This is a genomic window from Anaerocolumna sp. AGMB13020, from assembly GCF_033100115.1.
Lineage (GTDB): Bacteria > Bacillota > Clostridia > Lachnospirales > Lachnospiraceae > Anaerocolumna.
Window position 1 is genome coordinate 3,857,316 of the sequence record NZ_CP136910.1, and the last position, 25,044, is coordinate 3,882,359.

At 39.8% G+C, this 25,044-nt stretch carries 23 protein-coding genes; 21 read left to right on the top strand and 2 right to left on the bottom strand.

Annotation, left to right across the window (positions count from 1 at the left end; all coding sequences use genetic code 11):
- Positions 1–154 precede the first annotated feature (154 nt).
- Positions 155–853 (top strand): CTP synthase C-terminal region-related (seleno)protein, encoded by a 699-nt coding sequence (locus R2R35_RS15965; RefSeq protein WP_317730828.1) that lies wholly within the window; start codon positions 155–157, stop codon positions 851–853.
- On the opposite strand, the gene R2R35_RS15970 is transcribed toward R2R35_RS15965, so the two are convergent.
- The gene (locus tag R2R35_RS15970) at positions 843–1,385 is read right to left on the bottom strand and encodes a GNAT family N-acetyltransferase (RefSeq protein WP_317730829.1); all 543 of its coding nucleotides are present in this window, start codon (positions 1,383–1,385) and stop codon (positions 843–845) included. The genes R2R35_RS15965 and R2R35_RS15970 overlap by 11 nt on opposite strands.
- 538 nt (positions 1,386–1,923) lie before the next feature.
- Between R2R35_RS15970 and R2R35_RS15975 the strand changes: the two genes are divergently transcribed.
- The 13 genes from R2R35_RS15975 to R2R35_RS16035 all read left to right on the top strand — a co-directional run bounded on the left by R2R35_RS15975 (position 1,924) and on the right by R2R35_RS16035 (position 16,141).
- A complete protein-coding gene (locus R2R35_RS15975) occupies positions 1,924–2,964 on the top strand; it encodes a LacI family DNA-binding transcriptional regulator (protein ID WP_317730830.1) in 1,041 nt (346 codons plus the stop codon).
- Between the two features lie 31 nt (positions 2,965–2,995).
- A complete protein-coding gene (locus tag R2R35_RS15980) occupies positions 2,996–3,916 on the top strand; it encodes an ABC transporter permease (protein WP_317730831.1) in 921 nt (306 codons plus the stop codon).
- Between the two features lie 12 nt (positions 3,917–3,928).
- A complete protein-coding gene (locus tag R2R35_RS15985; protein ID WP_317730832.1) occupies positions 3,929–4,861 on the top strand; it encodes a carbohydrate ABC transporter permease in 933 nt (310 codons plus the stop codon).
- A 66-nt stretch (positions 4,862–4,927) separates the two neighbouring features.
- Positions 4,928–6,508: a DUF3502 domain-containing protein gene (locus R2R35_RS15990; protein WP_317730833.1), complete on the top strand. Its 1,581-nt coding sequence runs from the start codon at positions 4,928–4,930 to the stop codon at positions 6,506–6,508.
- Positions 6,509–6,663: 155 nt separating this feature from the next.
- Positions 6,664–8,373, top strand: coding sequence for a glycosyl hydrolase 53 family protein (locus R2R35_RS15995; protein WP_317730834.1), 1,710 nt, complete (start codon positions 6,664–6,666; stop codon positions 8,371–8,373).
- A gap of 114 nt (positions 8,374–8,487) precedes the next feature.
- Positions 8,488–10,566 carry a beta-galactosidase gene (locus R2R35_RS16000; protein WP_317730835.1) on the top strand — a complete coding sequence of 693 codons (2,079 nt, stop codon included), beginning with the start codon at positions 8,488–8,490 and terminating at the stop codon, positions 10,564–10,566.
- 444 nt (positions 10,567–11,010) lie between these two features.
- The gene (locus R2R35_RS16005; RefSeq protein WP_317730836.1) at positions 11,011–11,826 is read left to right on the top strand and encodes a helix-turn-helix transcriptional regulator; all 816 of its coding nucleotides are present in this window, start codon (positions 11,011–11,013) and stop codon (positions 11,824–11,826) included.
- A gap of 328 nt (positions 11,827–12,154) precedes the next feature.
- On the top strand, positions 12,155–12,427 hold the full coding sequence (locus R2R35_RS16010; RefSeq protein ID WP_317730837.1) for a hypothetical protein: 273 nt from the start codon (positions 12,155–12,157) through the stop codon (positions 12,425–12,427).
- Between the two features lie 65 nt (positions 12,428–12,492).
- Positions 12,493–13,434: a DUF3658 domain-containing protein gene (locus tag R2R35_RS16015; protein ID WP_317730838.1), complete on the top strand. Its 942-nt coding sequence runs from the start codon at positions 12,493–12,495 to the stop codon at positions 13,432–13,434.
- A gap of 8 nt (positions 13,435–13,442) precedes the next feature.
- Positions 13,443–13,904 carry an NUDIX hydrolase gene (locus tag R2R35_RS16020; protein ID WP_317730839.1) on the top strand — a complete coding sequence of 154 codons (462 nt, stop codon included), beginning with the start codon at positions 13,443–13,445 and terminating at the stop codon, positions 13,902–13,904.
- A gap of 193 nt (positions 13,905–14,097) precedes the next feature.
- Positions 14,098–14,625 carry a GNAT family N-acetyltransferase gene (locus R2R35_RS16025; protein WP_317730840.1) on the top strand — a complete coding sequence of 176 codons (528 nt, stop codon included), beginning with the start codon at positions 14,098–14,100 and terminating at the stop codon, positions 14,623–14,625.
- A gap of 75 nt (positions 14,626–14,700) precedes the next feature.
- Positions 14,701–15,297 carry a pyroglutamyl-peptidase I gene (pcp, locus tag R2R35_RS16030; protein ID WP_317730841.1) on the top strand — a complete coding sequence of 199 codons (597 nt, stop codon included), beginning with the start codon at positions 14,701–14,703 and terminating at the stop codon, positions 15,295–15,297.
- 37 nt (positions 15,298–15,334) lie between these two features.
- A complete protein-coding gene (locus tag R2R35_RS16035) occupies positions 15,335–16,141 on the top strand; it encodes a Nif3-like dinuclear metal center hexameric protein (protein ID WP_317730842.1) in 807 nt (268 codons plus the stop codon).
- 84 nt (positions 16,142–16,225) lie between these two features.
- Here R2R35_RS16035 and R2R35_RS16040 read toward each other — a convergent pair whose 3' ends face one another.
- Positions 16,226–17,119 (bottom strand): helix-turn-helix transcriptional regulator, encoded by an 894-nt coding sequence (locus tag R2R35_RS16040; protein WP_317730843.1) that lies wholly within the window; start codon positions 17,117–17,119, stop codon positions 16,226–16,228.
- Between the two features lie 140 nt (positions 17,120–17,259).
- Here R2R35_RS16040 and R2R35_RS16045 point away from each other — a divergent pair, with 140 nt between their 5' ends.
- The 7 genes from R2R35_RS16045 (at position 17,260) to R2R35_RS16075 (ending at position 24,957) form a co-directional block, all read left to right on the top strand.
- The gene (locus R2R35_RS16045) at positions 17,260–19,218 is read left to right on the top strand and encodes a glycoside hydrolase family 127 protein (RefSeq protein WP_317730844.1); all 1,959 of its coding nucleotides are present in this window, start codon (positions 17,260–17,262) and stop codon (positions 19,216–19,218) included.
- 542 nt (positions 19,219–19,760) lie between these two features.
- Entirely contained in the window at positions 19,761–20,336 is a 576-nt protein-coding gene (locus R2R35_RS16050) for a TetR/AcrR family transcriptional regulator (protein ID WP_317730845.1), read from the top strand.
- Positions 20,337–20,348: 12 nt separating this feature from the next.
- On the top strand, positions 20,349–21,089 hold the full coding sequence (locus R2R35_RS16055; protein ID WP_317730846.1) for a CPBP family intramembrane glutamic endopeptidase: 741 nt from the start codon (positions 20,349–20,351) through the stop codon (positions 21,087–21,089).
- 456 nt (positions 21,090–21,545) lie between these two features.
- Entirely contained in the window at positions 21,546–21,977 is a 432-nt protein-coding gene (locus tag R2R35_RS16060) for a pyridoxamine 5'-phosphate oxidase family protein (RefSeq protein ID WP_317730847.1), read from the top strand.
- A gap of 5 nt (positions 21,978–21,982) precedes the next feature.
- Entirely contained in the window at positions 21,983–22,744 is a 762-nt protein-coding gene (locus R2R35_RS16065) for an alpha/beta fold hydrolase (protein ID WP_317730848.1), read from the top strand.
- A 387-nt stretch (positions 22,745–23,131) separates the two neighbouring features.
- Positions 23,132–24,115 carry an ABC transporter ATP-binding protein gene (locus R2R35_RS16070; protein ID WP_317730849.1) on the top strand — a complete coding sequence of 328 codons (984 nt, stop codon included), beginning with the start codon at positions 23,132–23,134 and terminating at the stop codon, positions 24,113–24,115.
- Entirely contained in the window at positions 24,112–24,957 is an 846-nt protein-coding gene (locus R2R35_RS16075; RefSeq protein WP_317730850.1) for an ABC transporter permease, read from the top strand. Before R2R35_RS16070 ends, R2R35_RS16075 begins: the two co-directional genes overlap by 4 nt.
- The last annotated feature ends 87 nt before the right edge of the window (positions 24,958–25,044 follow it).

Sequence of the window (25,044 nt, forward strand, 5' to 3'; positions counted from 1 at the left end):
TTTTAGGGGATTTGTTGCACTGTGCAGCCTAATATTAAATGGATTTTTACAGCCATAACAAGGAATATAAAGCAGTTTAAATTTTAAATAAACAAAGCAGAAAGAAAACAGGAATAAGAATAAAAATACCTGTATAATGGAGGAGGTAATGATTATGCAGATAAATATCGGTATAATTGGAGATTACGACGGGCGTCCTTCTCATTTGGCCACCCAGGAGGCATTAAAACATTGTGCCAGTCAGCTGGGGTTAGAAGCAGTATATACCTGGCTGCCGACGACGGAACTGGAGGACAGCTGCAAGGAGCTTAAGAAATATGACGGCCTTTGGTGTGCACCGGGAAGTCCCTATAAGAGTATGAACGGAGCTATTAAAGCCATAAAATTTGCCAGAGAAGAGGATTATCCCTTTATTGGAACCTGCGGCGGGTTTCAGCATGTAGCCATTGAATACGGCAAAAACGTATTAGAGATAGAGGCACTGCAGGATAAGGACTTTAACCTGTATGAGCCTAATGAGTACATAACCGCCTTGTCCTGCTCTCTTGTCGGACAGGCAAAGAATTTAAAGGTAGAGAAAGCTTCCATACTTTCTGACATTTATGAAAGTTCAGAAATAATTGAAAAGTATAATTGCAGTATGGAGTTGAATAAAGAATTTCAGAATCAGCTGGACCGAAACGGCTTTCGTGTAATTGGGGTGGATGATAAGGGGGAAGCCAGGATCATCACTATTCCCGGTAAAAGATTTTATCTGGCCACACTGTTCCAGCCTCAATTAAGCTCCTCAGCAGAGTCTCCTCATCCCATGTTATTGGCTTATTTAAGAGCAGTTATAAAATTTAAAGGTTAAACTGTTCTTTGGTAAGCGCATAACAGAGGTCGCCCTCAGGGGCTTTGAGAAGGTGAGAAAAGCGCTGCACATTTGTAACGGGGGATAAACCTGACTTTTGAAGAACACGTCCGGAGCCGGGATTGTTAAACCTGTGATAAGCTTCTACTTTTGTGATGGAAGTATTTTCAAAGGTATGCTTGATGAAAGCATCCAGAGCTTCTGTTACAATGCCCCTGCCCCAAAAATCTTTTCCGATGCAGTATTCTATTTCTGCGGTACTGATATCTTCATACATTCGGCAGAAGCTGATGTGTCCTATATTTTCATTGGATGATTTTAATATAATTGCCCATCGGTATTGTTGTTTCCAGGTGTCTAATAAATTACTTACTTCTTCTTCGGTAGTGAATGGAGGTTCTCCGTAGCCGCTCTGTACTTCCGGGTCAGCAATCCAGTTCTTAAGCATATCAGGTATATCTGTATTGGCAAAGCTTCGGAGGAGCAGTCTGTCCGTCAGTAGCTGAATCTTTTTGTCAAAATGAAAACTCATAATATACCTCTCCTTTTTCTTTTGTAACTTAATATTGAATCTAAATGCTGTTTAATATTGAAGCTTAATACCGGAAGCTTACTACTGGGAATAAAAACAGCTTTCAAAAAATACTGTACATTTTCAAACTATTATCTCATATCAGCTGGCGTTTAACAAGGAATTTACAATTTGCTTTAGCGAATAAATATTGTAATAAGCTTTACCAACCCCAAACACAATTTATTAAAAGGGCAAATATGTAATTGCGCAAAGTGGCGCAAAAATTAGAATTAAGAGGTCTAAATTTGAAGTATAGATAAAAAAATATAAAATTTGTTTCATAAAAAGAGAAAGTAATTTCCAGAAGTTATAGCAGTAATAACTATAAGAAAAAGTAATTGCGCAACATAAATTGCGCTTAAATGGAGATAAAACTGTGTATATTGCATAAAAAAATAAGCATAAAATATATAAATGTGACAATTGAATTAAGGGTAAATAATGATATAATAAAAACAGAACAACCGATTGAGCAAATTATATCGGGGAGGGACAAATGTCATTTCAAAATCAAGATGAGAAAGCAAATAGAAACTTATTATCCGGCAGTAAATTAACCATTGCCGATATTGCAGCAGAACTAGGAGTCTCAAAAACCACGGTATCCCGCGCCATATCAGGAAAAGGGAGGATTGGAAAGGAGACCATACAACGGGTTACCGAATGTATCGAGAAATATAATTATAGGCCCAGCGCCATAGCAAAAGGCCTAGCAAATTCCAAAACCTATAATATCGGAGTAGCTTTTCCGGCTGATGCCAATTTGAGCAGTACCCCTTTCTTTCAGGTCTGTCTTTTAGGCGTGTGTGAAGTGGCAGCAGCAATGGATTATGATGTGGTAGTGACCACTGTGAAAGAGACGGATATCAACCTTTTAAAGAGAATTGTTGATCATCATAAGATAGACGGAATGATCCTGACCCGAAATTTTATGAATGATATTGCAACAGAGTACTTAAAACAGAAAGGCATCCCGTTTGTACTGGTGGGTTCCAGTGCTGACGATACCATCGTACAGATTGATAACAATCATATGGAGGCCTGTGAAAAGCTTGTTTCCTTACTGCTGGCAGATGGAGTGAAGAAGGTTGCCCTCATAGCCGGAGATAAAAAACATATGGTTAACAAGTACCGCTGTGAAGGATATTTTAATGCTCTAAGAGCCCGGCAGGTGCCAATAGAACAGGAACTGGTATTTACGGACTGTGACAGTCCGGTGTTTATAGAACAAGCCGTGCGCAACATCTTAAAACGTCAGGTGGAATGCATTGTATGCACTGATGATGTAATCTGCACAAGGGTATTATCCTTATTGCGGGAGGAGGGGCTATCAGTTCCGGGAGATATAAAAGTGGCTTCTTTTTATGACAGCATGCATTTAGAGACCAATAATCCGCCTGTAACTGCTGTTGGAATTGATGTGAAGGGGTTGGGTACAATTGCAGGCAAACGTCTGATTGAAATTATAAACGGGGACACAAGTACACATAAGACTATACTGGATTACGAAATCCACTTAAGGCGTTCAACGCAGTAAGAGTCAGACAAGGACTGGAGGTACATAAGTTGTGAATAAGAACGGGTTTTTGCATAAGCTGAAGAAATACAGGGTATTTTTGTTGATGATACTTCCGGCGGTAATCTATACTCTGGTATTTAGTTATATCCCTATGGCAGGGATTGTCATGGCCTTTAAGAAGTATACTTACGCAGGAGGGATTTTCAACAGCCCCTGGAACGGACTGAAAAATTTTGAATTTTTCTTTAAATCAGGACAAGCCTTCCTGGTAACAAAGAATACGGTGTTGTACAACCTGATGTTCATTGCGTTTAATACGGTGCTTCAGATGACAGTAGCCATACTGTTGACGGAAATGAAAAACAAACATTTTCGTAAGATATCCCAGTCAGTTATGTTTCTGCCTTACTTTATTTCCTGGGTAATCGTATCCGTAATCGCATTTAACCTTTTAAGCTATGACTATGGCTTTATCAATGGAATACTTACAAAGCTCGGTTTGGGGAAAATTAATTTTTATACAACCGGTGCGTTATGGCCATTCATCCTGATCTTATTCAATGCCTGGAAGAGCGTGGGCTACGGCTCGGTAATGTATCTTGCGGCTATTATGGGAATCGATACTTCTATCTATGAGGCGGCTTCCATTGACGGGGCAAATGTCTTTCAGCGTATCTTTAAGATAACCATACCCCTTATGATGCCGACGGTAATCATACTTTTATTGCTTTCGGTAGGCGGAATCTTCAGAGGCAACTTTGATATGTTCTACAACCTGGTGGGTAAAAACGGTACCTTATACAACTATACAGATGTTATAGACACCCTGACCTTCCGAGCCTTAATTGCAAACAATGATTTCGGTATGGCGGCGGCAGCCGGTTTCTATCAGTCGGTATTATGTTTTATTACAATCTTGCTGGTAAATAAACTGGTTAGCGTTTACAACAAAGATTACAGCTTATTCTAGGAGGGACAGTATATGAATGAAAATACAACTGCCAGGGCAAAGAGAATAAAACGAGGACTGGATTCTAGAGTTCTTGCCTTCCTTTCCTACTTTATTAATGGTGTGGTTGCGTTATTTTGCCTGGTACCGTTTATTATGGTTATATCAGCTTCCTTCTCTTCGGAAGAAGCAATTAAATTAAACGGCTTTTCCTTATTGCCGCAGAACTTTACCTTAGAGGCGTATAGTACAGTATTTAAAGAACCCAGTGTTATATTAAGAGCTTATGGAGTAACCATTTTTCTTACGATTTTCGGAACAGTTGCAGGGTTATTCCTGCAGACTATGACAGCCTATGTATTATCCAGAAAAGAGTTCGAATGGCGAAATAAATTTTCCTTTTTCTTTTACTTCACCACTTTGTTCAACGGCGGTCTGGTTCCGTATTTCGTATTGATGACCAGGTATTTAGGGCTTAAGGATAATTATCTGGCCCTGGTGCTGCCCCTGCTGTTCAGTGTCTACAATCTGCTGATTATGAAAAGCTATATTATGGGGATACCGGAATCTTTAATAGATGCCGCGAAGATAGATGGCTGCGGGGAATTTGGTACCATGGTAAAGGTTGTAATGCCACTGCTTAAGCCCGCTATGGCCACGGTAGGTCTTTTTATCGCACTGGCCTATTGGAATGACTGGTATAATGCCATGCTCTATATCGGGAAGGATGAAATGCAGCCCTTGCAATACTTTTTATACGAGCAGGTTAATAATATAGAGGCCTATAAGCGGCTGGTGGAATCAATGGGCGGCGGCAGTACGGCAGCGGTATCTGCAATGTCAATGCCTACGCAGTCCTTAAAGATGGCACTGACAGTAGTAGTAACCGGACCGATTATTTTATTATACCCTTTTGTACAGAGATATTTTGTTCAGGGTATTACCATCGGAGCGGTAAAAGGATAATATAGATCCGTTTTGGATTTATATAGAAGGTATACAAGAAACTTATTAATGCAGAGGAGGATTACTATGAAAAAAAGAGTTTTATCCCTTATCATGATACTGACTTTAATTACAGCACTCTTTGCGGGCTGTGGTAAGAATGGTAATGCAGTGGGTACAGGCAAAGGAACAGAAACAGGCGGGAAAGATGCGGCAGAGAAGACATTTAACGGGGTGGATATTTCCAAGCCGGTTACATTAAAGATGTACCTGTTAGGTGACAGGACAGCGGACTTTGATAAGGTATATGCAGAAATCAATAAGAGGTTACAGGAAAAGCTAAATGCTACAGTAGAAGTAGAATTCCTTTCCTGGAGCGAACATGATAAGAAGTATTCTCTGTTATTCTCAGGCGGTGAGGATTTTGATCTGATCTTTACGGCAGCCGGCTGGGGACATTATGAGAATACAGTAGCCATGGGCGGTTTCTATGCGCTTACAAAAGACTTTATAAGTACTTATGCACCGGATATCATGAAGGTTGTTCCTGAAGTAGCCTGGAGCCAGGCAACAATAGATGACAGCATCTATATGGTACCCAATTATCAGAATGAATTTGGTAACAACGTAGTGGGGCTTCGCGGAGATTTACTTCAGAAGTATGGCTACAATGATATAACAAGCTTTGACCAGCTGCTGGAGTTCTACGGAAAGGTTGCGGCAGGTGAACCTTCTGTATCACCTTTAGGCACCCAGGCAGGTGGATTATATTACCAGTACCTGCTGGATAAAGGAATGGATACAGTAAGCGGTACTTCCACCAAGGAATTGTTCCTTTACAATACGGTAAATCCTGAGGATAAAACGATTACTTATGCACTTGACTGGGCTGGTTTTACGGATTACTGTAAGTTAGCCAAAGATTTATATGACAAAGGTTATTGGTCTGCGGATTCCCTGGCAACTACAGAGGAAAGACAGGACGGTTTCTTAAGCGGAACCTCTGCCTCTTTAATCTGGAATATCGGTACTACTGAGACTTATGTAGACCAGGCCAATAAAGAACATCCTGAATGGAAAGCACAGATTTTCGATACTTCACCCAGTGTTGCCAAAGCAGTTAATGCTTACATAAACAATGGTATGGCAATCAATGCAACCAGTAAGAACAAAGAACGTGCCATGATGGTATTAAATGAGTTCTATACTAATCCTGAAATTCAGGACCTTACTTCTTTAGGTATTGAAGGAACTCACTGGAAAGCAGAAGCGGATAACCAGTACAGTGTACTTGATGCAGAGTCTAATTATGGTGTAGATGCAAACTGTAACTGGGGATGGGTGAACATGACCATCAAGCGTTTAGAATACAAAGCAAATCCTGATGAGGTAGATAATAAAGTTAAGGCTATTAAAGATTCCTGGAATGCAAATATCAAACCAGAGCACATTTACGATGGATTTACCTTTAATAATGCAAATGTAAGTTCACAGGCTGCGGCTGTTGAAACGGTCTTAGACCAGTACTATACCCCTCTGGTATTGGGTATGGCCGGAGATGTGGATGCTGCCATCGCTGAACTTCGAAAACAACTTGATAATGCAGGAATACAATCAGTTTATGATGAAATCAAGAAACAGGCTGAAAGCTATGCAGCCGGCAATTAATTAAGGATTTGCTAAAAGTATAATGGGGACTGTAATTGCTCAGTCCCCATTTATACTATGGAAGGCAATAACAGCATCAATTTCTCAGAGTAACTTAAGTTCAGGAAAGCTGACACAAAAATATAAGAGTAAGTATCATTAGAGAGGGACTGGTTATGGACTTTATAAAAGGAATGGATATCTCTTTTTTGCCGGAGCTAAAGGAACTTGAAGCGAAATTTTATGATGAAGAGGGAAATAGGATAGAAGTTTTAAAATTATTACAAGAAAATGGAGTGAATTCCATTCGCCTTCGTCTCTGGAATGAACCTGAAAATGTACCTGAGTCTGGGGGTTACTGCAGCCTGGAACAGACCATTGCAATGGCGAAACAGATAAAACAGAATGGAATGAGTTTTTTTCTGGATTTCCATTATTCCGACTGGTGGGCAGATCCGGGAAAACAAGTTAAACCTAAGACCTGGGAGAAGCTTGGATTTCATGAACTGGTACAGGCAGTATATGAGTATACCAGAAATGTACTTCTTAAAATGCAGGAAGAAGGGGTACTGCCGGATATGGTTCAGATAGGTAACGAAATCAGAAGCGGAATGTTATTTCCGGAAGGAGAAGTACCAAATTACAGACAGCTGGCTCTGCTGGTGAATTCCGGAATACGGGCTGTCAGAGAAATAAACAAGGAAATAAAAATTGTGATTCATTTAGACCAGGGAGGCAGATATTATTATCTGCAAGAGTGGTTTGATGCCGTAATGGCTGAGGGACTTGAGCATTTTGATATTATCGGTGTGTCTTATTATCCTTTCTGGCATGGAAGCTTTACGGATCTTAAAGATTCCCTTGTAAAGCTGGTTAAACGTTATGGAAAACCCATTGTGGTTGCTGAAACAGCCCATGCCTGGAGAAATGCAGGGGATGGATTCTTTGGAGAACAGCAGGAGAGAATCGCTGGTTTTCCTGCAAGTCCCTGGGGACAGAAACAAGTATTGGATTTGGTGATGAATATAACCGCCTCATTGGAACATGAGATGGGGCTTGGCATATATTATTGGGAACCGGTGGTACTGCCTGTTGAAGGGAAAGGTGGCTGGTGGAGCAATATGGGAGTGTTTAATGAGAAGGGAGTAGCGTTGCCTGCCCTTGGCAGTTTTCGCTTTATCAGAGAGGATTTCAGACAGAAGGAAATTGCTAAAATATATGAACCGGAGAAAATACTTCATAAGCTTGGTGAAGAGGTAAAGTTACCGGAGAGTATCAAGGTGCTGTATTATGATGGTGAGAGTAATGAAGTGAAAGTCGCATGGGAGAAGTTTTACGCAGACCAGACAGGGGATTTTAGAATTAGGGGTAATATGGACTCAATTGGAAAAACAGTGGAAGCAGATATACAAGTTGTGGAATATTTTCAAACCAGTCATAATTACATAGGAAATGCAGACTTTGAAGACGGACTTCGGGGCTGGGAGATAAAGTGTGAGGACAGCCGGGTCAAAGTGGAACTGTTGCAGGAATTTGATGAGCCTTTTCCGGCTCCGCCTTCCAATTATATTTATGTGGAAAGCCCTGTAAATTTCAACTGGAAGCTGGAAAGAAAGGTGGAAGGGCTGACGCCTGGTAACTATAGTCTGTCGGTAGAATACAGAGGAACGAATACGACAGGTGTAGACGTAAGGCTATATGCCGGAGAGACAGGTTGTAATGATAAGGAACTGGTTATATATCCGACGGATGAAAATTGGGTAACCTATGAGCTGCCTGATATTAAGATAGAGAAAGACAGTGTAAAGCTTGGTATGAAAATGGTATCGCCTCCGGTATTTGGAAAAATACGAAAGCTGAAGCTAAGAAAAATGCAGATGAAATAGGATTAGGGTTGAAGGAAAATATGACTACAGAAAGGATGCCACGATTATGATTCCTTCAGCCTATATTACAGTGGCGGTACCGCAGGACAGCCTGAGGTATGCAAGGTAAGAAAAATGAGTAAAATTGAGTATGGATTTACTTCTAAGTATATGACGAAGGACGGTAATCCCTGGTTTCCGATTATGGGAGAATTTCATTATAGCCGTTATCCAAGAAAGTACTGGAAGGAGTCCCTTTACAAAATGAAAGCGGGAGGGGTTGAAACCGTATCGACCTACGCATTCTGGCTTCATCACGAAGAAGTAGAGGGAGAATATGATTTTACCGGACAGAGGGATTTAAGAGCTTTTGTAGAAATGGTAAAAGAGACCGGACTGTCATTATTCTTAAGAATCGGACCCTGGTGCCATGGAGAGGCAAGAAACGGAGGAATGCCAGACTGGCTTCTTAAGAAACCCTTTGAACTGCGTACCAACAACGAAGAATACTTTTCTGAAGTAAGTCGTTATTATGCAAAATTAGCGGAACAGGTTAAAGGACTTCTATATCAGGATGACGGTCCGATTATCGGGATACAGATAGAGAATGAATACGGTCATTGTGGCGGTTTACAAGGTGAGGCAGGAGAGGAACACATGAGACGCCTTACCGCTATTGCAAAAGAAGTGGGACTTAAGGTGCCTTACTACACAGCAACGGGCTGGGGTGGAGCTGTTACGGGAGGTTTGCTTCCGGTAATGGGTGGATATTGTGAAGCACCCTGGGATCAGCGGCTTACGGAAATCGAACCCAGTGGAAACTATGTATTTACGACAGAACGAAACGATCATAATATTGGCAGCGATTATGGATTTGGAACGGGTATAACCTTTGATATCTCCCGGTTTCCTTTCCTTACAGCGGAATTAGGCGGAGGAATGCAGGTTACGCATCATAGGAGACCGGTAGCACATCCTAAGGATATCGGAGCAATGTCCATGGTTAAGCTTGGCTGTGGTGTTAATCTTCTGGGATATTATATGTATCATGGCGGAACAAATCCCAAAGGGAAAGTTACCACTCTTCAGGAATCCAGAGAAACCGGATATCCCAATGACCTTCCGGTTTACAGCTATGATTTCTCAGCTCCTATAAGAGAATACGGGCAGATGTCCGGTACTTTAAAGGAAATCAAGCTGCTTGCCATGTTCATAAAGGATTTTGGAGCTGCTTTATGTGAGATGGAAACCTATCTTCCTAAGAGTAATCCCTTATTCCAGACAAATTTTAAAGATTTAAGGACATCCGTACGAAGAAACGGAAAAAGTGGTTATTTGTTTGTTAGTAACTATCAAAGAAGATATGTAATGGCAGAGCATAAAGCTACGATACTTGAGGCAGATACCGGTGAAGGGATTCTTCGTTATCCGGTGCGTGATATTGTGAATGAAGACTTCTTCTTCCTGCCCTTTTATATGCCGGTGGGAGATGGAGAGCTGAAATCAGCTATGGCGACACCTTTATGTATATTACATAACAGTGAGAAAGAAAGTTATGTTTTCTATACAGATACCGCTCCTGCATACGACTGGGTGCGTAAGCCTGCGAAAGCGGAGATTCTTACTATTACCAGAGAAGATGCTCTTAACTCCTGGAAAATAACCCTGGATAAGGAATATCTTCTGCTTACAAAAGGAGAGGTAGTGGAATCGGAAAACGGATACGTAATCCTGAGTCGAAACAGTGACCAGTTAAGAGCATATCCTGCGCTACCAGCGGCACCTTCCGGCTACCAGTATTCAGGTGAAGAAGAAGGTTTTGCGGTCTATGAAAGCCTTACGAAACAACCTTCTGCTGCAGTAGAATATAAACTCCTGAAAGAAGAAGCAGGCAGTAAGACCAAGGTATATGAATTTACACTTGATTATCCAATGGGAGCAGCAGACTGTTTCCTGCAAGTTGATTTTGGAGGAGATACTGCAAAGCTCTATATTGACGGTGATTGGGTTGACGACTGGTACTATACCGGACAGACCTGGGAAATCGGATTGAAGCGCTACGGATTCCCGGAGAAACTGCAGATTGAAATAGAGGCATTAGAAGAAAATGCTGAACGCTATCTGGAAAAATGGCCAGTGTTCAGGAATGGAATTGCCTGTGATATTCATCAGGTAGCAGTTGAAACTGAGTATGTGTATACTTTGAAGAAATAATACTGGTGATATTCTGAAACCAAATGTTTGAGTGCCAGAAATTCGATTAACAATTTGATAATTCTGGACTGACTGTAATAATTTTTGTACACATACAGGAGCGAGACAATAATTCACTTGTCTTTAACGCAGCAACAGGAGTTCATAAATTCTGTTGCAAGCATTAAGTATGGTTAAACAGGAATATTTCGAATTGTGATACAAACAATACGTGAAGAAAGAGGGTTTGAGACATCTATATTCAGATGTAATCAAGCCCTTTTTCCATATCAACTGTTAGTTGAATAAAATTCAAGCATAAGTTTATTGTAGTCTTGGGATGAATTCTATATACTGGGGTACAAAGAAAGCTTTCTTCATCAGATATACAGCTGTAAAAAGATAAATGTAATATAAAGGTGTACAGAAAAAAACGTGTTAGGTAAAGTACAGACGGGAGGATATATGGAGTTTCAGGAAAACGTAAGGAATATGATTATTTCTTTAAGAAAAGAAAAGGGTATTACCCAGGAGGTATTGGCATCAGCACTTGACATTAGTGTACAGGCAGTATCCAAATGGGAGACGGGAGGTTCACTTCCAGATATCCTGCAATTGCCAAGAATTGCACAATTTTTTGGGGTATCCATCGATTATTTGTTTTATGGGGATATACAGATAAAGGAAATGATAGCAGAAGAATTGCCAGATGACAATATTCTGCGTATCCTTCAATTCCAGGGGAACCGTATGATGGATGCGAGACGTTGGAACAGAGAGGAATATATCTACCTTAGGATACCCGATGAATTAATAAAAGAACAGGTGCTTAATTTTGAAATATGGGGTAATGCAAACATTGATGGATCGGTAAGCGGTTATGTAGAATGTGAAGGTGCAGTATGCTGCGGTAATATATACGGTTATGCGGAGAGCAGTGGCACTGTAAATTGCGGTAATATCGGGGGATATGTTGAGTGCGAGGGATCGGTTAACTGCGGCAATATTGGTGGTTATTTAGAATGTGGAGGAGGAGTAAACTGCGGAGATGTCGGCAGTTATGTGGAATGTGAAAACGATATAAGCTGCGGCAATATAAGCAGTTATGCGGAGAGCGGTGGTACTATAAGCTGCGGAGATATCGCAAATAATGTGGAATGTGAGGGGGATTTAAAGTGCAGCAACATCCACGGAGGTGTAGAATGCCAGGGAGATATCCATTGTGAAACAATTCTGGGGAACGTGGAATGTGAAGGTGGCATAACTTATACAAAAGCATGATTTGAATTGGTACAATAAGAATAGTTGAGAAATAACGAGGCACTTTGCTGAAAAAGCAAAGTGTTTTGTTATATTGCGATAGTCTGCAATAAGAATGATGATTAATAATATAAAGGATGTAAGCATAAATGGGGTGTGCTATAATGGAAAAGAATGTATTATACAATTCAAGCAGCCAGGTCCTTTTTATAATAAGGTATCTCGGTAATTATATGAAAGCAATGGTTTTCCGTAAGGTGGCGTGAAAGGATGAGCATATAACGACTGGTTGTATGGTTATAAGTATCTAATTTTAAACCTGAAAAGGGAATAATAGAGGGGATAACTTATGGAGATAGGTATTGGGTTAAGAAAAAAAATTGTTTTAATTATTACAATTCTTGCAGGTTCTTTCATACTATTAACAGGAGTATTGCATTTGGTCATTCGCCTGATTGAGAATGGAATAAGAAAAACAAATGGAGCTATCGGCAGTGCTGATGGACCTGTCAGTATACTTATATCTGACATTGGGGCCTTTGATTTTGTCATGTTATTGTGTCTTGGTATCACAAGCATAGGAATAATATATCTGCTATTATCTAGGAATAAACAAAAATAATATATTGATCGATGTTTATGAGTTATCAAGAGAAAATGTCTGTTAAAAGTTCTGAAGGAGAACATATGCTGGAAATCGTTTTTAATAATAGTGTAAAAGGCGCCATGAAATTAGCAATGCATTATAATTCTACCAATGTTCTAGGTGGTGTTTCAGCCATCGCTATATTTGGAGATACCACAAAAAAGAGTATGAAAAGTTTTCTGAGAAACGAAGCTGAAAAAAGAAAAATGGGAAAGGCACTGGGGGGCAGTTCTCAGGATGTGATCAGTCTCCCTTTTCAATTAGATATAGGAGATATCTCAGGAGAAATCCTGGACGATAAGAGGAAAAAGCTTCTGAGCTTCTTAAATACACGGACAATCCCTGCACCACCAGGAATGGAGGAGTCCTTTCAGGAGTCATTAAAACAAGGACTTGAGGCGGAGGGTAAAGATGCAATTAAAGATTATAAACGTCTCCTTGACTATGCGCAAAATGGCGGGGATATCCGGATATGGTGGAGTGATGCACCGTATTCAGCCTGTGGATATTATAGCGCAATCTCAATTCTTGAGAGATATAATTGTAAGATAACAGCAGTTAAGTTACCGAAGTATCTAAGTCTTAGTAAGAAGAATGTAATGACCTACTCAAGCTGGAGTGAAGTAGATGTTGGGTTTTTCTATTATTTTCTGCCTCATGAAAAGGAAATACCGAAATGGCAGCTTAAGGAAATTAGCAATGAATGGCTGCAATTAAAGAAGGAGAATGCTCCTCTTCGAGCCGTGGTAAACGGTACGTTAAATAGTGTACCAGAAGATTTTTACGATGGGTTCTTAAAAGCTTTAATACCGGAAGAAGAATTTACTATGGCACATCTGATAAATGAAATCTTAGCCAAAAAGAAACTTGGAGTAAGTGACAGGTGGTATCAGATGAGGATATATAATATGATTGAGAGAAAAGAGTTATGCATCATAAAAGATGCTACTGATGATTTCAGTAAGATATTAAAAAGAGTTTGAGGTAGTTCATGGTTGAATTTAAATTGTATGATGTTTTGGTGAAAGAAACTAATCTATGCTTTGTAGACATAGTTGCCCGTTATGAAGAGAATTGGGTTCTTTGCAGAGTGAAAGAACGGGAGAACTGGGAGTGTCCAGGAGGTCATATTGAAGCAGGAGAGACTGCCTATGAGGCAGCAAAAAGGGAACTTTGGGAAGAAACGGGTGCCTGTGAATTTATACTAAAACCTGTAGGTTTCTATGGTGTTAAAGGAAATGATGGATTGCTACAAAGTGATATGGAAATATACGGACAAATTTATTATGCAGAAATTAAGAAGCTCGGAACATTACCTGAATTTGAAGTGGAGGAAATACAGTTATTTGCCGAATTACCTGATAATTGGACCTATCCCTACGCACATCCTCTTTTTTGCTCTTTGACAGAAAATTTATATGTAAAAGCAAGAAAAATATTAGATTTAGAATAATAAATAGTGAATAAAGTTAAAATTGAACTGACAGAAACCTAAAACTGGCCTTTGATTCTATCTATACTATTTAACTATAAGTAAGTATTCTTTGTAGAGAATAACGATAGAGTATGAAAGATAATTTAATGAAAGGATGCCAATTGAAGGTGGAAATATTCGGATTTATGTGTAATATCAAAGGGGGTAATATATGAATGAACCGGTTTTGCAAACAAAGAGGCTTATATTAAGACCACTTACAGCAGACGATGCAGAGACTGCTTATCTGTGGCTTAGTGATGAACGAGTTACAAAATATATGCCTTATACTACATATACAAGTATTTCTGATGTTAGAGATTGGCTGGATAGTCTGAAAGAAGAGGATAATTTTCACTTTGGTTTTGTATTAAAAGAGAACGGTGTGCTTATTGGCAGCGGAGATATAGGTCTTAACAAAGGTTTTTGGGATTTTGGTTACAATATCCGGTATGATTACTGGAATCAGGGGCTTACAACAGAGGCAGCCAAAGCTATGATAAAATATGCTTATGATTGCCATGGCGCAAGAGACTTCAGTTCGAACCATGCCATTGATAATGAAGCCTCCGGAAAAGTTATGGAAAAGTGTGGACTACAGTTTTATAAATATGGTGAGTATCGTAAATTTGATGGCAGTGCAGTATTTCGTTCTAAGTTATATCAGGCACATTTTGAGGAACTAAGATTTACCTTATAGGTATAAATTATGGATGAAAGATATAAACGGTACTATAGTAAACACAGATCAAACTACAAATGAGGAGAACGAAACATGAAAATATTAGTTACCGGTTTTGAAGCTTTTAACGGGGAAACCATAAATCCATCAGAAGAGATAATAAAGAGACTTAAGAAATCTTACGCAGGAAATACAGTAGATACAGTAAAGCTGCCAGTTGAATTCAAAGGCGCTAAAGAGAGACTGGAGGAAGCCATTCACATGCGAAAGCCGGAGGTGGTGATTTCCTTGGGAGAAGCTGGTGGCAGAGAGTGTATCACCTTTGAAAGAGTAGCAATTAATGTAAATGACGCAAGGATTCCGGACAACAGTGGTTACCAGCCGGTGGATGCCAGTATCTGCGAAGAGGGCCCGGCAGCTTATTTTTCTACCCTTCCCATCAGAGAACTGATGAAGCATTTAGAAGATAAAAGAACGGTAACCCGCATATCGAATACTGCCGGTACTTATGTATGTAATCATGTAATGTACACTGCTCTCAGGCTGGCAGAACAGGAATATAAGGGGATGAAGGCTGGTTTTATACATGTTCCTTATATGAAAGAGCAGACCGAAGGTAAAGGACAAGCACCTTCTATGGAACTTGAAGATATGGTTAAAGTAATAGAAGACATTGTTGAATTCTTATAAGCAGAGAATCAGAAAAGTATGCAGATAGGAGCGAAATATGACTATAAGGGAAGTTATTGAAAGAATTGAAGCCAATTATCCACCGGTTGCTAAGGATACGGTAGATAGCGTTGTATTTGGAAGTACTGAGCAAGAAGTAAAAGGAATAGTAACTACCTGCTGTGCAACGGTGGAAGTGATTAGAAAGACGATTGAACTAGGTTTTAATCTAATCATTACCCATGAGCCTACCTTTTATATCCATGAAGACAATACCGATTACTTGTCAGGAGATCCTGTTTACGAGGAAAAATGCAGCTTATTAAAGGAACATCATATTACTATATGGAGAGATCATGACCATATTCATGCTAATAACCCAGACCTGATTTTTCATTCAGTCATGCTGGAATTAGGGTGGGAAGATTATTGTGTAGCATATACGCCTGACAGTAAAGCACCACTGGTATATGAAATTCCTGAGACAACTGTAGAAAATCTCTGCGAACATCTAAAGAGCAGGCTGAATCTTAAGACTACAAGAGTAATAGGGGAAAAGGAAGCAGTCGTATCAAGGATACTGTTTGCCGGTGGTGGATACTTACCATTAGATGATATCCTTACGACGCTTTTTATAAAATATAAGGCAGATGTATTAGTGGCAGGTGAATTGGTGGATTGGACAATCGCCTCCTATATCCGGGATGCATCTTTTCTTGGAAAAAACAAGGCTGCAATACAGGTAGGGCACTTTAGCAGTGAAGAACCGGGAATGAAACACTATCCGGTTTGGCTGAAAAAACTTTTAAAGAATGAGATACCGGTCACCTTTGTAGCTTCAGGGGATCCGTTTCATTCTATTTAAATGAGGGAGGTGGAAGTTTATTCAATACCAGAGTGGATGTAGATAATCACCTAAGTATTATCAAAGTTGGATAGATAAGACGGATCAAATGTTATTCATGTGCGTCCTATTATAAGCATTACGGTATTGCTTGGGGGTGGTGCCTTCCATCCTCTTAAACAGCTTCATAAAGTATTTTTCATCTTTAAAGCCCAGAACTTCTGCGATTTCTCTGATATTTTTATCGGAATCACACAGGAGTTCTTTTGCTTTTGCAAGCTTGAGGTTATAGATATACTGCTGCATGCTCATGCCCATGTGCTTCTTAAAGTACCTGGCAAGGTATTCTCTGGAATAATTAAACTCATGGGAGACATCCTGCAAGGATATGTCCTGCAGGATATGAACACGAATCCATTCCAGGATTTTTGGCAGTTTATCCGCAGGAAGAGAGGCAGTCTGCTGTGGCTTTAACTGTGTGATATTTTCCTGCGTCAGCTCTATTAGCAGGGAGGTCAGCTGATAATGGATGGCGAGTCTGGAGTAATAGGCAGAGGCTGATAAATGCAGCAGCTGATGAAAAAGAATGGTTAACCTGTCCGGGTTATCTGCTCTGAATACAGCAGGCAGCAGGCAGATGTTACCCAATCCTTCAAAGAAGCTGTTGTTGTTAATCAGTGATATCATTGCCTCTGCTTTGGCAGAATCCAGTAGTTCGGCCTTACTGTTAAAGGAGAAATGAAACCAATAAAAAGAGGTGCCCTTTTCTGAATAGTGAAAGCCTTTATGGGTAAGCCCTGGCAGCAGGAGCAGAGAATCACCAGAATCTAAAGTATATTTTGTTTCTTCCTGTTGGATATAAATTGGGCTTTTCAGATTTATAATGATTTCATAGTCTGAAATTATCCGTTGAGAATGTATCCAACGGGCATCTGCAGTAAAGTGTCCTGCAGATATAAAATTAACTGGTGCCGTTATGTCTGCTTTTAGATAATACATAGGTCAATATTTACCACCTTTTGTTTGACTTAACTACCGACAAAGTAATCGAAATGTGTCATACTCTTATTATAACTTAAGTTAAACAGGTATGCAACGATATTACCCCATGTACAATAATTGATTCAGGAGGTCAATAAATGGATAATTTCTATTATACTAGCCCCTCGGAGTTAAAGGCGGTAACCTTAAAGGAGGGTTTTTTCAAGGAATATACAAAACTTGTTCAGGAAGTGGTAATTCCTTATCAGTGGGAAGCACTGAATGACAGAATACCGGAGGCAGAGAAAAGTCATGCTATCAATAATTTCAGGATTGCAGCCGGTGAAGCAGAAGGGGAATTTGAAGGATTGGTATTTCAAGACAGCGATCTTGCAAAATGGCTGGAGGCAGTAGGTTACAGCCTTGCCAGCAAACCTGACAGCCAGCTGGAAGCCTGGGCAGATGAAGTAATAGAGCTTATTGAGAAAGCACAGCAGAAAGACGGCTATTTAAATACTTTCTTCACATTGAAAAGACCAGGGGAGAGATGGACCAATCTGTTAGAATGCCATGAGCTCTACTGTGCAGGACATATGATGGAGGCTGCTGTTGCTTATTATGAAGCCACGGGAAAACGTAAACTTTTAGAGGTAATGTGCCGGTTTGCAGACCATATTGATTCAGTTTTTGGAACGGAGGAGGGCAAACTCCATGGTTATGATGGTCATGAGGAAGTGGAACTTGCCCTGGTTAAGCTTTATAAAGTTACCGGAAATGAGAAGTATCTAAACTTGTCCAGGTACTTCATTGATGAGAGAGGGCAGGAGCCAAGTTTCTTTATCGAAGAATGGGAAAAGAGAGGTCGTGTACCTTTTTGGAATGTATATGAAGACCGCAAACCGGAGCTTTCCTATTACCAGGCTCATATACCAGTAAGGGAACAGACAGAAGCTGTAGGGCATGCAGTCAGGGCCGTGTATTTATATGCCGGTATGGCTGATATTGCAGCGTTGACCAAAGATGAGGAGTTAAAACAAAGCTGCAGAAGGTTATGGGACAATATTGTCACCAGGCAGATGTACATTACCGGAGGAATTGGTTCCACGCACAGCGGAGAAGCCTTTACCTTTAATTTCGATCTGCCCAATGACACGGTATACCAGGAGACTTGTGCCTCTATCGGATTGTTTTTCTTTGCGCACAGGATGCTGTTGATGGAAAAAGACAGCAGCTTTGCTGACGTAATGGAAAAGGCTCTCTATAATTCTATTATCAGCGGTATGGGTTTTGATGGAAAGAGCTTTTTCTACGTAAATCCTATGGAAGTGTGGCCGGAAGCAAGCGCTAAAAATCCTGAAAGAAGGCATGTAATGCCTGTGAGACAGAAGTGGTATGGTTGTGCCTGCTGCCCTCCGAATCTTGCCAGACTGATTGTTTCTTTGAAACAATATATCTATACTTATAATAATGAAGCGCTCTACACGCATCTTTATATCCCCAGCAAAACAGAGGTTCTTACTGGAGAAGATGTGTTTACTCTTGAACAAAGCACTGCGTATCCCTGGAACGGTGATATACGAATTATAACAGAATTTAAGAAAGCCAGAAATTACACCCTTGCCTTTCGAATTCCTGGCTGGTGCAGACAAGTTAAAATTACTGTAAATGGTGAAAATTACCCGCTGGAAGGAAATGTTGCAGGTGGATATGTTTCTGTAACAAGACGGTGGAAGGAACAGGAGGAAATTCGTATCAGCTTTGAAATGCCTGTTGAATTGATCCAGTCCCATCCTGAAGTGCGTGCCAATGCAGGGAAGGTTGCCCTGCAGAGAGGACCTTTGGTGTACTGTCTGGAAGAAGCAGACAATGGTGAGAATTTATCGGCTCTCTCAATTGATACGGAGTCTGAATTTGAAATAAAGAAGGAACCTGATTTAATGAAGGGAGCTCTGTCTGTTACCGGAAAGGGAGTGCGTATTCCTGATGACAAATGGGAGAATAGCTTATATCAACCCTACAAGAAACAGGAAAAGGATGTTGTAATCAAAGCTATACCTTACTTTTTGTGGGGGAACAGAAAATCTGGTGAAATGCTTGTATGGATGAATCATAAATAAAAGAACTATAATAATAGCGATATTATAACAAAATAATAACAGCTCATACTATATGGAGGTATTCATCCCTATGGTATGAGCTTTCTTCATATGAAAATTGATAATTTGGTAAATGGTTTTAATAAAGTATTTATGTAGAAAAATAAATTTATAAAAAGAGAAATTAATAAAAAAGAGAAAATAATAGGAAAAAGAAAAAATATATAAAAATGGATTGACAGTTCGTGTTACCTAACGTATAATAAGTAACAGATGTTAGGTAACGATTGTTACATAATAATATTTAGTTGAAATGCAAGTTATTTGGTTATAGCCATTAAGCCATTAAGCCATTAAGCCATTAAGCCATTAAGCTATTAAGCCATTAAGCCATTAAGCCATTAAGCTATTAAGTCATTAAGTCATTAGGCCATCAAGCTATTAAGTCATTAAGCTATTAAGCAATTAAGTCATTAAATCATTTAGACATTATTGTTTTTTCTTAAGTTAGGAATACACAACTATTTATTAGTGCAAAGATGGATTGGAAAAGAGGTGAGTAAATGCCCCCCAAAGTTAAGATAACAGAAGAAGAAATTATCAGTACGGCTATAGCTATCATCCGTGAAAAAGGTGCTGCTTATCTCAATGCCAGAGAACTGGCTGGTAAGTTAGGGTGTTCCGTCCATCCGATATTTCGTACCTTCGGATCAATGGAAGGACTAAAAGAAGCAGTCTGTAAGCAGGCCGAAGCACTTTACAATGAGCAGATGTTAAAAGCCCAGGAAGATGAAGAAAATGGATTTCTGGCCATAGGATTGGCTTATATCGATTTTGCCAGACAGGAAAAGAATCTGTTCAAGCTACTCTTTATGTCAGAGGCATTTTCTGAAGCTAGCGTTATGGAAATCGTCGATACCTCACAAGGGGATGATGAGATTATAGCAATGTTAAGCCAAAGAACGGGATTGAGTATTCCCTTGGCCAGAGAGCTGTTTGCAGGGGTATGGCTTACAACCCATGGGATAGCTGCTATGTTCGCAACCAACAATTGCCGTTTTAACAATGATGAAATCAAGAGATTATTGGGAAATTCATTTATGGGATTAATAATGAAACTAAAATCAGAAGAGAAATAAGGAGACACTAAAATGAAGCAGAAATTCTCACAGAAACATCCATATTTTACAGTAGTATTAGCAGGATTACTTTGTACCTTTATGACAGCCCTGGGCGTGGCTTTCTCCCAAATCAGAGAACTCGATACATTAGATACATATCTTGCAATTACTGGGTTTCTGGCAGCTTCTGTAATAATCGGTCTTATCATTATGAAAAAATCAGGCAGTGGACTTGATGCATACGGTGTTTGCAGAGGCAAAGCAGGTACCGGTAAAAAGGTAGTCTGGTATCTTCCGATCTTTTTAATTGAGATATTACCTGTTGCTGTTTATGGTTTTCAGGAACTTGACTCCGTTGTAACAACCGCTATCCTTTTATTATATACATTGGCAGTTGGTATAAATGAAGAGATTTATTTCAGAGGAATAGCGTTAAAGGTTCTGAAGATTAAAGGTAAAAAGAAAGCTGTAATCGGTGCTTCCGTAATTTTTGGTGTATTTCATGTAGTTAACCTGTTAAATGGCAAAAATATTTTATATATTATTCTACAAGTTGCATTTGCTTTTCTGGTTGGCCTTGTCCTGGCGGAAATCGTCTGCATCACTGGAAGTTTGATTGGTGTAATTGCATGGCACACAACCCATGATTTTATTGCATATTCCACCGGAGATGTGCTGGATACCAAAGGGCTGATTATTCTTACTGTTCAGGTGGCCGTCCTTTTGGGATTTTCCGTATACTTATGGAAATCAGCCGTTAAGGATGAATAACAGTAATTTAAGGAAAATTAGATAGCAGTTATTTAATAAAGATTAGATAACAAATTGTTTATAAAAAGAATAAATGTTCAAGATCATCTAAAAGAAACAAAACAGAAAAATAGAATTATTAAAAGATATAGTATAAAAGATATTGAAATGTGTAGTATTAAACGTCTTTTGCAATATAAAAGTATTCATAAGTATGAAAATACAGAAAGAAATAATTGTAGTTTATAGATTGACAAATACTTCAAAAAATATAGGATAAAAGGGAAGGACACGAAGTTCTCCCCTTTTTTAATGTCATAATATGGTTGACAATAGTACCATATAGTACTATGCTAAATATAGTGAGAAAATCGAAGGAACGCTAACATTCTGACTCTCAGTGTAAGAAAAAGGAAGTGGCATTTCATCAGTATTCATTTTATAAAAAACAATCAGAGTAATAAAAGGGAGGACATTATGGAGAAAGAAGTAAGGGATAGTATAATCAAGTTAGTAGAAAATAGCCGTGACGCAATTGTTTCATCCATTGACGAGGCTGGTTATCCAAATGCCAAAGCAATGTTCCGTGTGAAGAATGAAGGATTAGAGACCTTTTGGTTTTCTACGAATACCTCCTCCATTCGTGTTTCACATTGGACTAAAAACTCGAAAGCTTCTATTTATTTTCTGGATTCTGAGGGATTTCATGGTTTAATGCTGACCGGTGAAATGGAAATATGTTCGGATGCTGAGACAAAACTTGCATTCTGGAAACCAGGTGATGAAAAGTATTATTCCAAGGGACCGACGGATCCTGATTACAGCATTCTTAAGTTTACTGCTGTAAAAGGGAATTACTATCACGGTTTGAGGAAATACCTTTTCAAAATAGATGAAGTAAAGGAGTAGAGAGGATGCCTTATTGTCAGGTAGATGACTGCAGGATTTTTTATGAAGATATCGGTATCGGAGAACCTATTTTATTTCTTCATAGCGGTTACAGCAGGGGAATAATTGCTTTCTCCGGTCAGATTCAGCCCTTTTTCCAGCATTATCGCCTTTTGCTGCCGGATTTTCGAGGCCATGGGCGCACAGTCAGTGAGAATTGTAACTGGGATACCGCTGTTATAGCGGAAGATATGGCTGGGTTTCTAACGAAGATGGGTATTCAGAAGGCTCATTTAATCGGTTATAGTCTTGGTGGCGGTGTAGCGCTCCACCTGGCTGCCAGTTATCCACAGATGGTAAGAAGTATCGTTACAATCGGCTGTGGAGGAACTGCCGACCCTGCAGGTTCGCAGGATTATGAACCGGAAGCATTGTTACAGAGAAATGAGACGGGATTTATTGAAAAAATCAAAGCCCTCCATGGGGAAGCTTCTGGGGGAGACTGGAAGCAGCATATGTACCAAAGTTTAAGAGATTGGCGCATGTATCCAGCCTTAGCAGCAGAGGATTGGAGTAAACTGGATATGCCAATATTTTGTATTGCGGGAGAAGAGGATAGTTATGCCAGTGCTGATCGATTAAGGGAGATGCAAAAGAAATGTCCTCAGATTAAGATCTGGATAGTTCCGGGGTATGGGCACAGACCTCATATGCCGACAGATAATGTGAAAGAAGTGAATGAACGGATTCTGAATTTCCTGGGTGAAGTTGAAATGAGTAAATTGTAAGTATTACTGATGAAGTTCAAAAGTCAGTTTATATAGTGAGAAAAGCATGGTGTAAATCAGAGCACCATGCTTTTTTTATGGATGTAAATTTAAGTGTATAAGGCAAAAAAATAAGCAATGTAACATCCATTGCTCCACAAAAGTCCTATTTTTGATACAACTTAACAAAAGTCAATTATTTCTCAAGTAAATTGTATTAATAGCATAGCATGCAAATGGCAAGTTGTCAAGAAAAAATTAGGAAAAAGGAGATAAAGACAGCTATGGATTCTAAGCCAGTAGGGGTAGCATAGGAGGCGTTTTTCACTTTTTGACACTTCCTTCCTCCTAATATAAAATTAGTAAGCTTATGGAGCAAACACGTTAAAAAGAGAAGGAGGCGTATTCATGTCACAGATTGAACTTCAGGGAATAAGAAAGACTTTCCGCATATCAAAACGGCCGGAGGGCAGGATGGGAGTGTTAAAAGGGGCCTTTGTCCGGGAAACGAAAACCATTGAGGCCCTTAAGGATATCAGCTTTTCCATAGAAGCGGGGGAGCTGGTAGGTTATATCGGTCCCAATGGAGCGGGGAAATCCACAACAGTTAAGATAATGGGGGGAATACTGACACCGGATGAAGGGGATTGCGCCATTCTGGGTAGGACGCCCTGGAAGAATCGCCAGGCTCACGTATCCAGGATTGGAGTGGTGTTCGGACAGAGAAGCCAGCTCTGGTGGGATCTTCCTGTAACCGATACTTTTAGACTTTTAAAGAATATATATCGAATTGGCAATGGAGATTATACAGAACGAATGACGGAACTGGTGGAGACTTTAAAAATACAGGATTTTATGAACACTCCGGTAAGACAGCTTTCACTGGGACAGAGGATGCGCTGTGAGATTGCAGCTTCCCTGCTGCACAGACCGGATATTCTTTTTCTGGATGAGCCAACCATAGGATTGGATGCAGTATCCAAACTATCTCTTCGGGATTTCTTAAAGAAGGAAAATAAAGATCACGGCGTTACTATGATACTTACCACCCATGATATGGATGATATAGAAACACTATGCAATAAAGTTATGGTAATCGGACATGGAGAACTTTTGTACAATGGGAATCTGCAGGCGCTGAAGAGCAAATATACACCACTTCGCAGGCTGCAGGCAACTTTATGGGAAGAAAGAGAGAGAATCCCCATTGAAGGAACGGAGCAGATAACTGTAAACGGCCCCGTCTGGACAGTGTTCTATGACGGAGAGAAAGTAGCTGCACATGTAATTATTGAAAGGCTGTCAAAGCAGCTTCCATTAAAGGATATCAGCACTACAGAAAGGGATATAGACGAAGTTATTGCTCAAATGTATGAGGAGATGTGTTTATGACAGAGAAAATGATAAATCGAGTATTTATGTTAAGAGCATGTTTTTCTCTTTTTCATATTAAGACGGCGGAAAGTTTTCAATACCGGTTAGCAGGAATCGCAGGAGCGACTACCAGTATCATATATGCTGTTATAGAGATATTGGTGTATGGAATATTTTATAAATATGCTGAAAACTCGGCAGGGCTTTTAGCTGCTATGGACTTAAAGCAGGTTATAACTTATATATGGCTGGCTCAGTTTTTGTTTCTGATGCAGCCAATGAATGTAGATAGTGAAATTTTGGGGAAAATTACAAACGGTGATGTGGGAATCGAATTATGCCGTCCGTTGGATTTGTATTTTCACTGGTTTGCCAAAATAGCAGCCGGAAGGCTGGCTCCTTTGATCTGGAGAGGTTCGGCAGTCCTGCTGGCAGGCTTTTTCATGCCTTCTTCTTATCGGATGGCATTGCCTGTATCACCATCAGGTTTTCTGCTTATGCTGGTGTCACTGTTCAGTGCTTTTCTTTTATGTACCTCCTACGGAATGTTAGCCTGCGCTATACGGCTTAACATAAACTGGGGAGAAGGACCGGTATATATGATACTGCTCATAGCAGGAGTATTATCGGGCTCTTACCTGCCCCTTGTTTTATGGCCGGATGTGATGCAGAATTTTCTGGTTCTGCAGCCCTTTGCCGGTTATCTCGATATTCCTGTACGCTTTTACTTAGGATTACTGACAGTTGAAAATGGATTATGGGCTATTGGTATTCAGCTATTCTGGATAGTGGTATTTATTGCGGCTGGCAGAAGCCTGATGAACAGACGACTAAAAAAGGTGATTGTACAGGGTGGATAATTTAATACAACGAAAAGGCAGTACTGAAAATTCCAGAAGTGTAATGAAAAGCAGTACTGTAACATGGTCGACAGAAGAGCATTTATG

Coding starts and splice junctions, on each gene's coding strand:
- R2R35_RS15965 (WP_317730828.1), top strand. CDS start 155: ATGCAGATAAATATCGGTATAATTGGAGATTACGACGGGCGTCCTTCT.
- R2R35_RS15985 (WP_317730832.1), top strand. CDS start 3,929: ATGAATGAAAATACAACTGCCAGGGCAAAGAGAATAAAACGAGGACTG.
- R2R35_RS15970 (WP_317730829.1), bottom strand. CDS start 1,385: ATGAGTTTTCATTTTGACAAAAAGATTCAGCTACTGACGGACAGACTG.
- R2R35_RS15990 (WP_317730833.1), top strand. CDS start 4,928: ATGAAAAAAAGAGTTTTATCCCTTATCATGATACTGACTTTAATTACA.
- R2R35_RS16050 (WP_317730845.1), top strand. CDS start 19,761: ATGCCCCCCAAAGTTAAGATAACAGAAGAAGAAATTATCAGTACGGCT.
- R2R35_RS16005 (WP_317730836.1), top strand. CDS start 11,011: ATGGAGTTTCAGGAAAACGTAAGGAATATGATTATTTCTTTAAGAAAA.
- R2R35_RS16070 (WP_317730849.1), top strand. CDS start 23,132: ATGTCACAGATTGAACTTCAGGGAATAAGAAAGACTTTCCGCATATCA.
- pcp (WP_317730841.1), top strand. CDS start 14,701: ATGAAAATATTAGTTACCGGTTTTGAAGCTTTTAACGGGGAAACCATA.
- R2R35_RS16040 (WP_317730843.1), bottom strand. CDS start 17,119: ATGTATTATCTAAAAGCAGACATAACGGCACCAGTTAATTTTATATCT.
- R2R35_RS16060 (WP_317730847.1), top strand. CDS start 21,546: ATGGAGAAAGAAGTAAGGGATAGTATAATCAAGTTAGTAGAAAATAGC.
- R2R35_RS15975 (WP_317730830.1), top strand. CDS start 1,924: ATGTCATTTCAAAATCAAGATGAGAAAGCAAATAGAAACTTATTATCC.
- R2R35_RS16065 (WP_317730848.1), top strand. CDS start 21,983: ATGCCTTATTGTCAGGTAGATGACTGCAGGATTTTTTATGAAGATATC.
- R2R35_RS16025 (WP_317730840.1), top strand. CDS start 14,098: ATGAATGAACCGGTTTTGCAAACAAAGAGGCTTATATTAAGACCACTT.
- R2R35_RS15995 (WP_317730834.1), top strand. CDS start 6,664: ATGGACTTTATAAAAGGAATGGATATCTCTTTTTTGCCGGAGCTAAAG.
- R2R35_RS16010 (WP_317730837.1), top strand. CDS start 12,155: ATGGAGATAGGTATTGGGTTAAGAAAAAAAATTGTTTTAATTATTACA.
- R2R35_RS16020 (WP_317730839.1), top strand. CDS start 13,443: ATGGTTGAATTTAAATTGTATGATGTTTTGGTGAAAGAAACTAATCTA.
- R2R35_RS16055 (WP_317730846.1), top strand. CDS start 20,349: ATGAAGCAGAAATTCTCACAGAAACATCCATATTTTACAGTAGTATTA.
- R2R35_RS16015 (WP_317730838.1), top strand. CDS start 12,493: ATGCTGGAAATCGTTTTTAATAATAGTGTAAAAGGCGCCATGAAATTA.
- R2R35_RS16075 (WP_317730850.1), top strand. CDS start 24,112: ATGACAGAGAAAATGATAAATCGAGTATTTATGTTAAGAGCATGTTTT.
- R2R35_RS16000 (WP_317730835.1), top strand. CDS start 8,488: ATGAGTAAAATTGAGTATGGATTTACTTCTAAGTATATGACGAAGGAC.
- R2R35_RS16045 (WP_317730844.1), top strand. CDS start 17,260: ATGGATAATTTCTATTATACTAGCCCCTCGGAGTTAAAGGCGGTAACC.
- R2R35_RS16035 (WP_317730842.1), top strand. CDS start 15,335: ATGACTATAAGGGAAGTTATTGAAAGAATTGAAGCCAATTATCCACCG.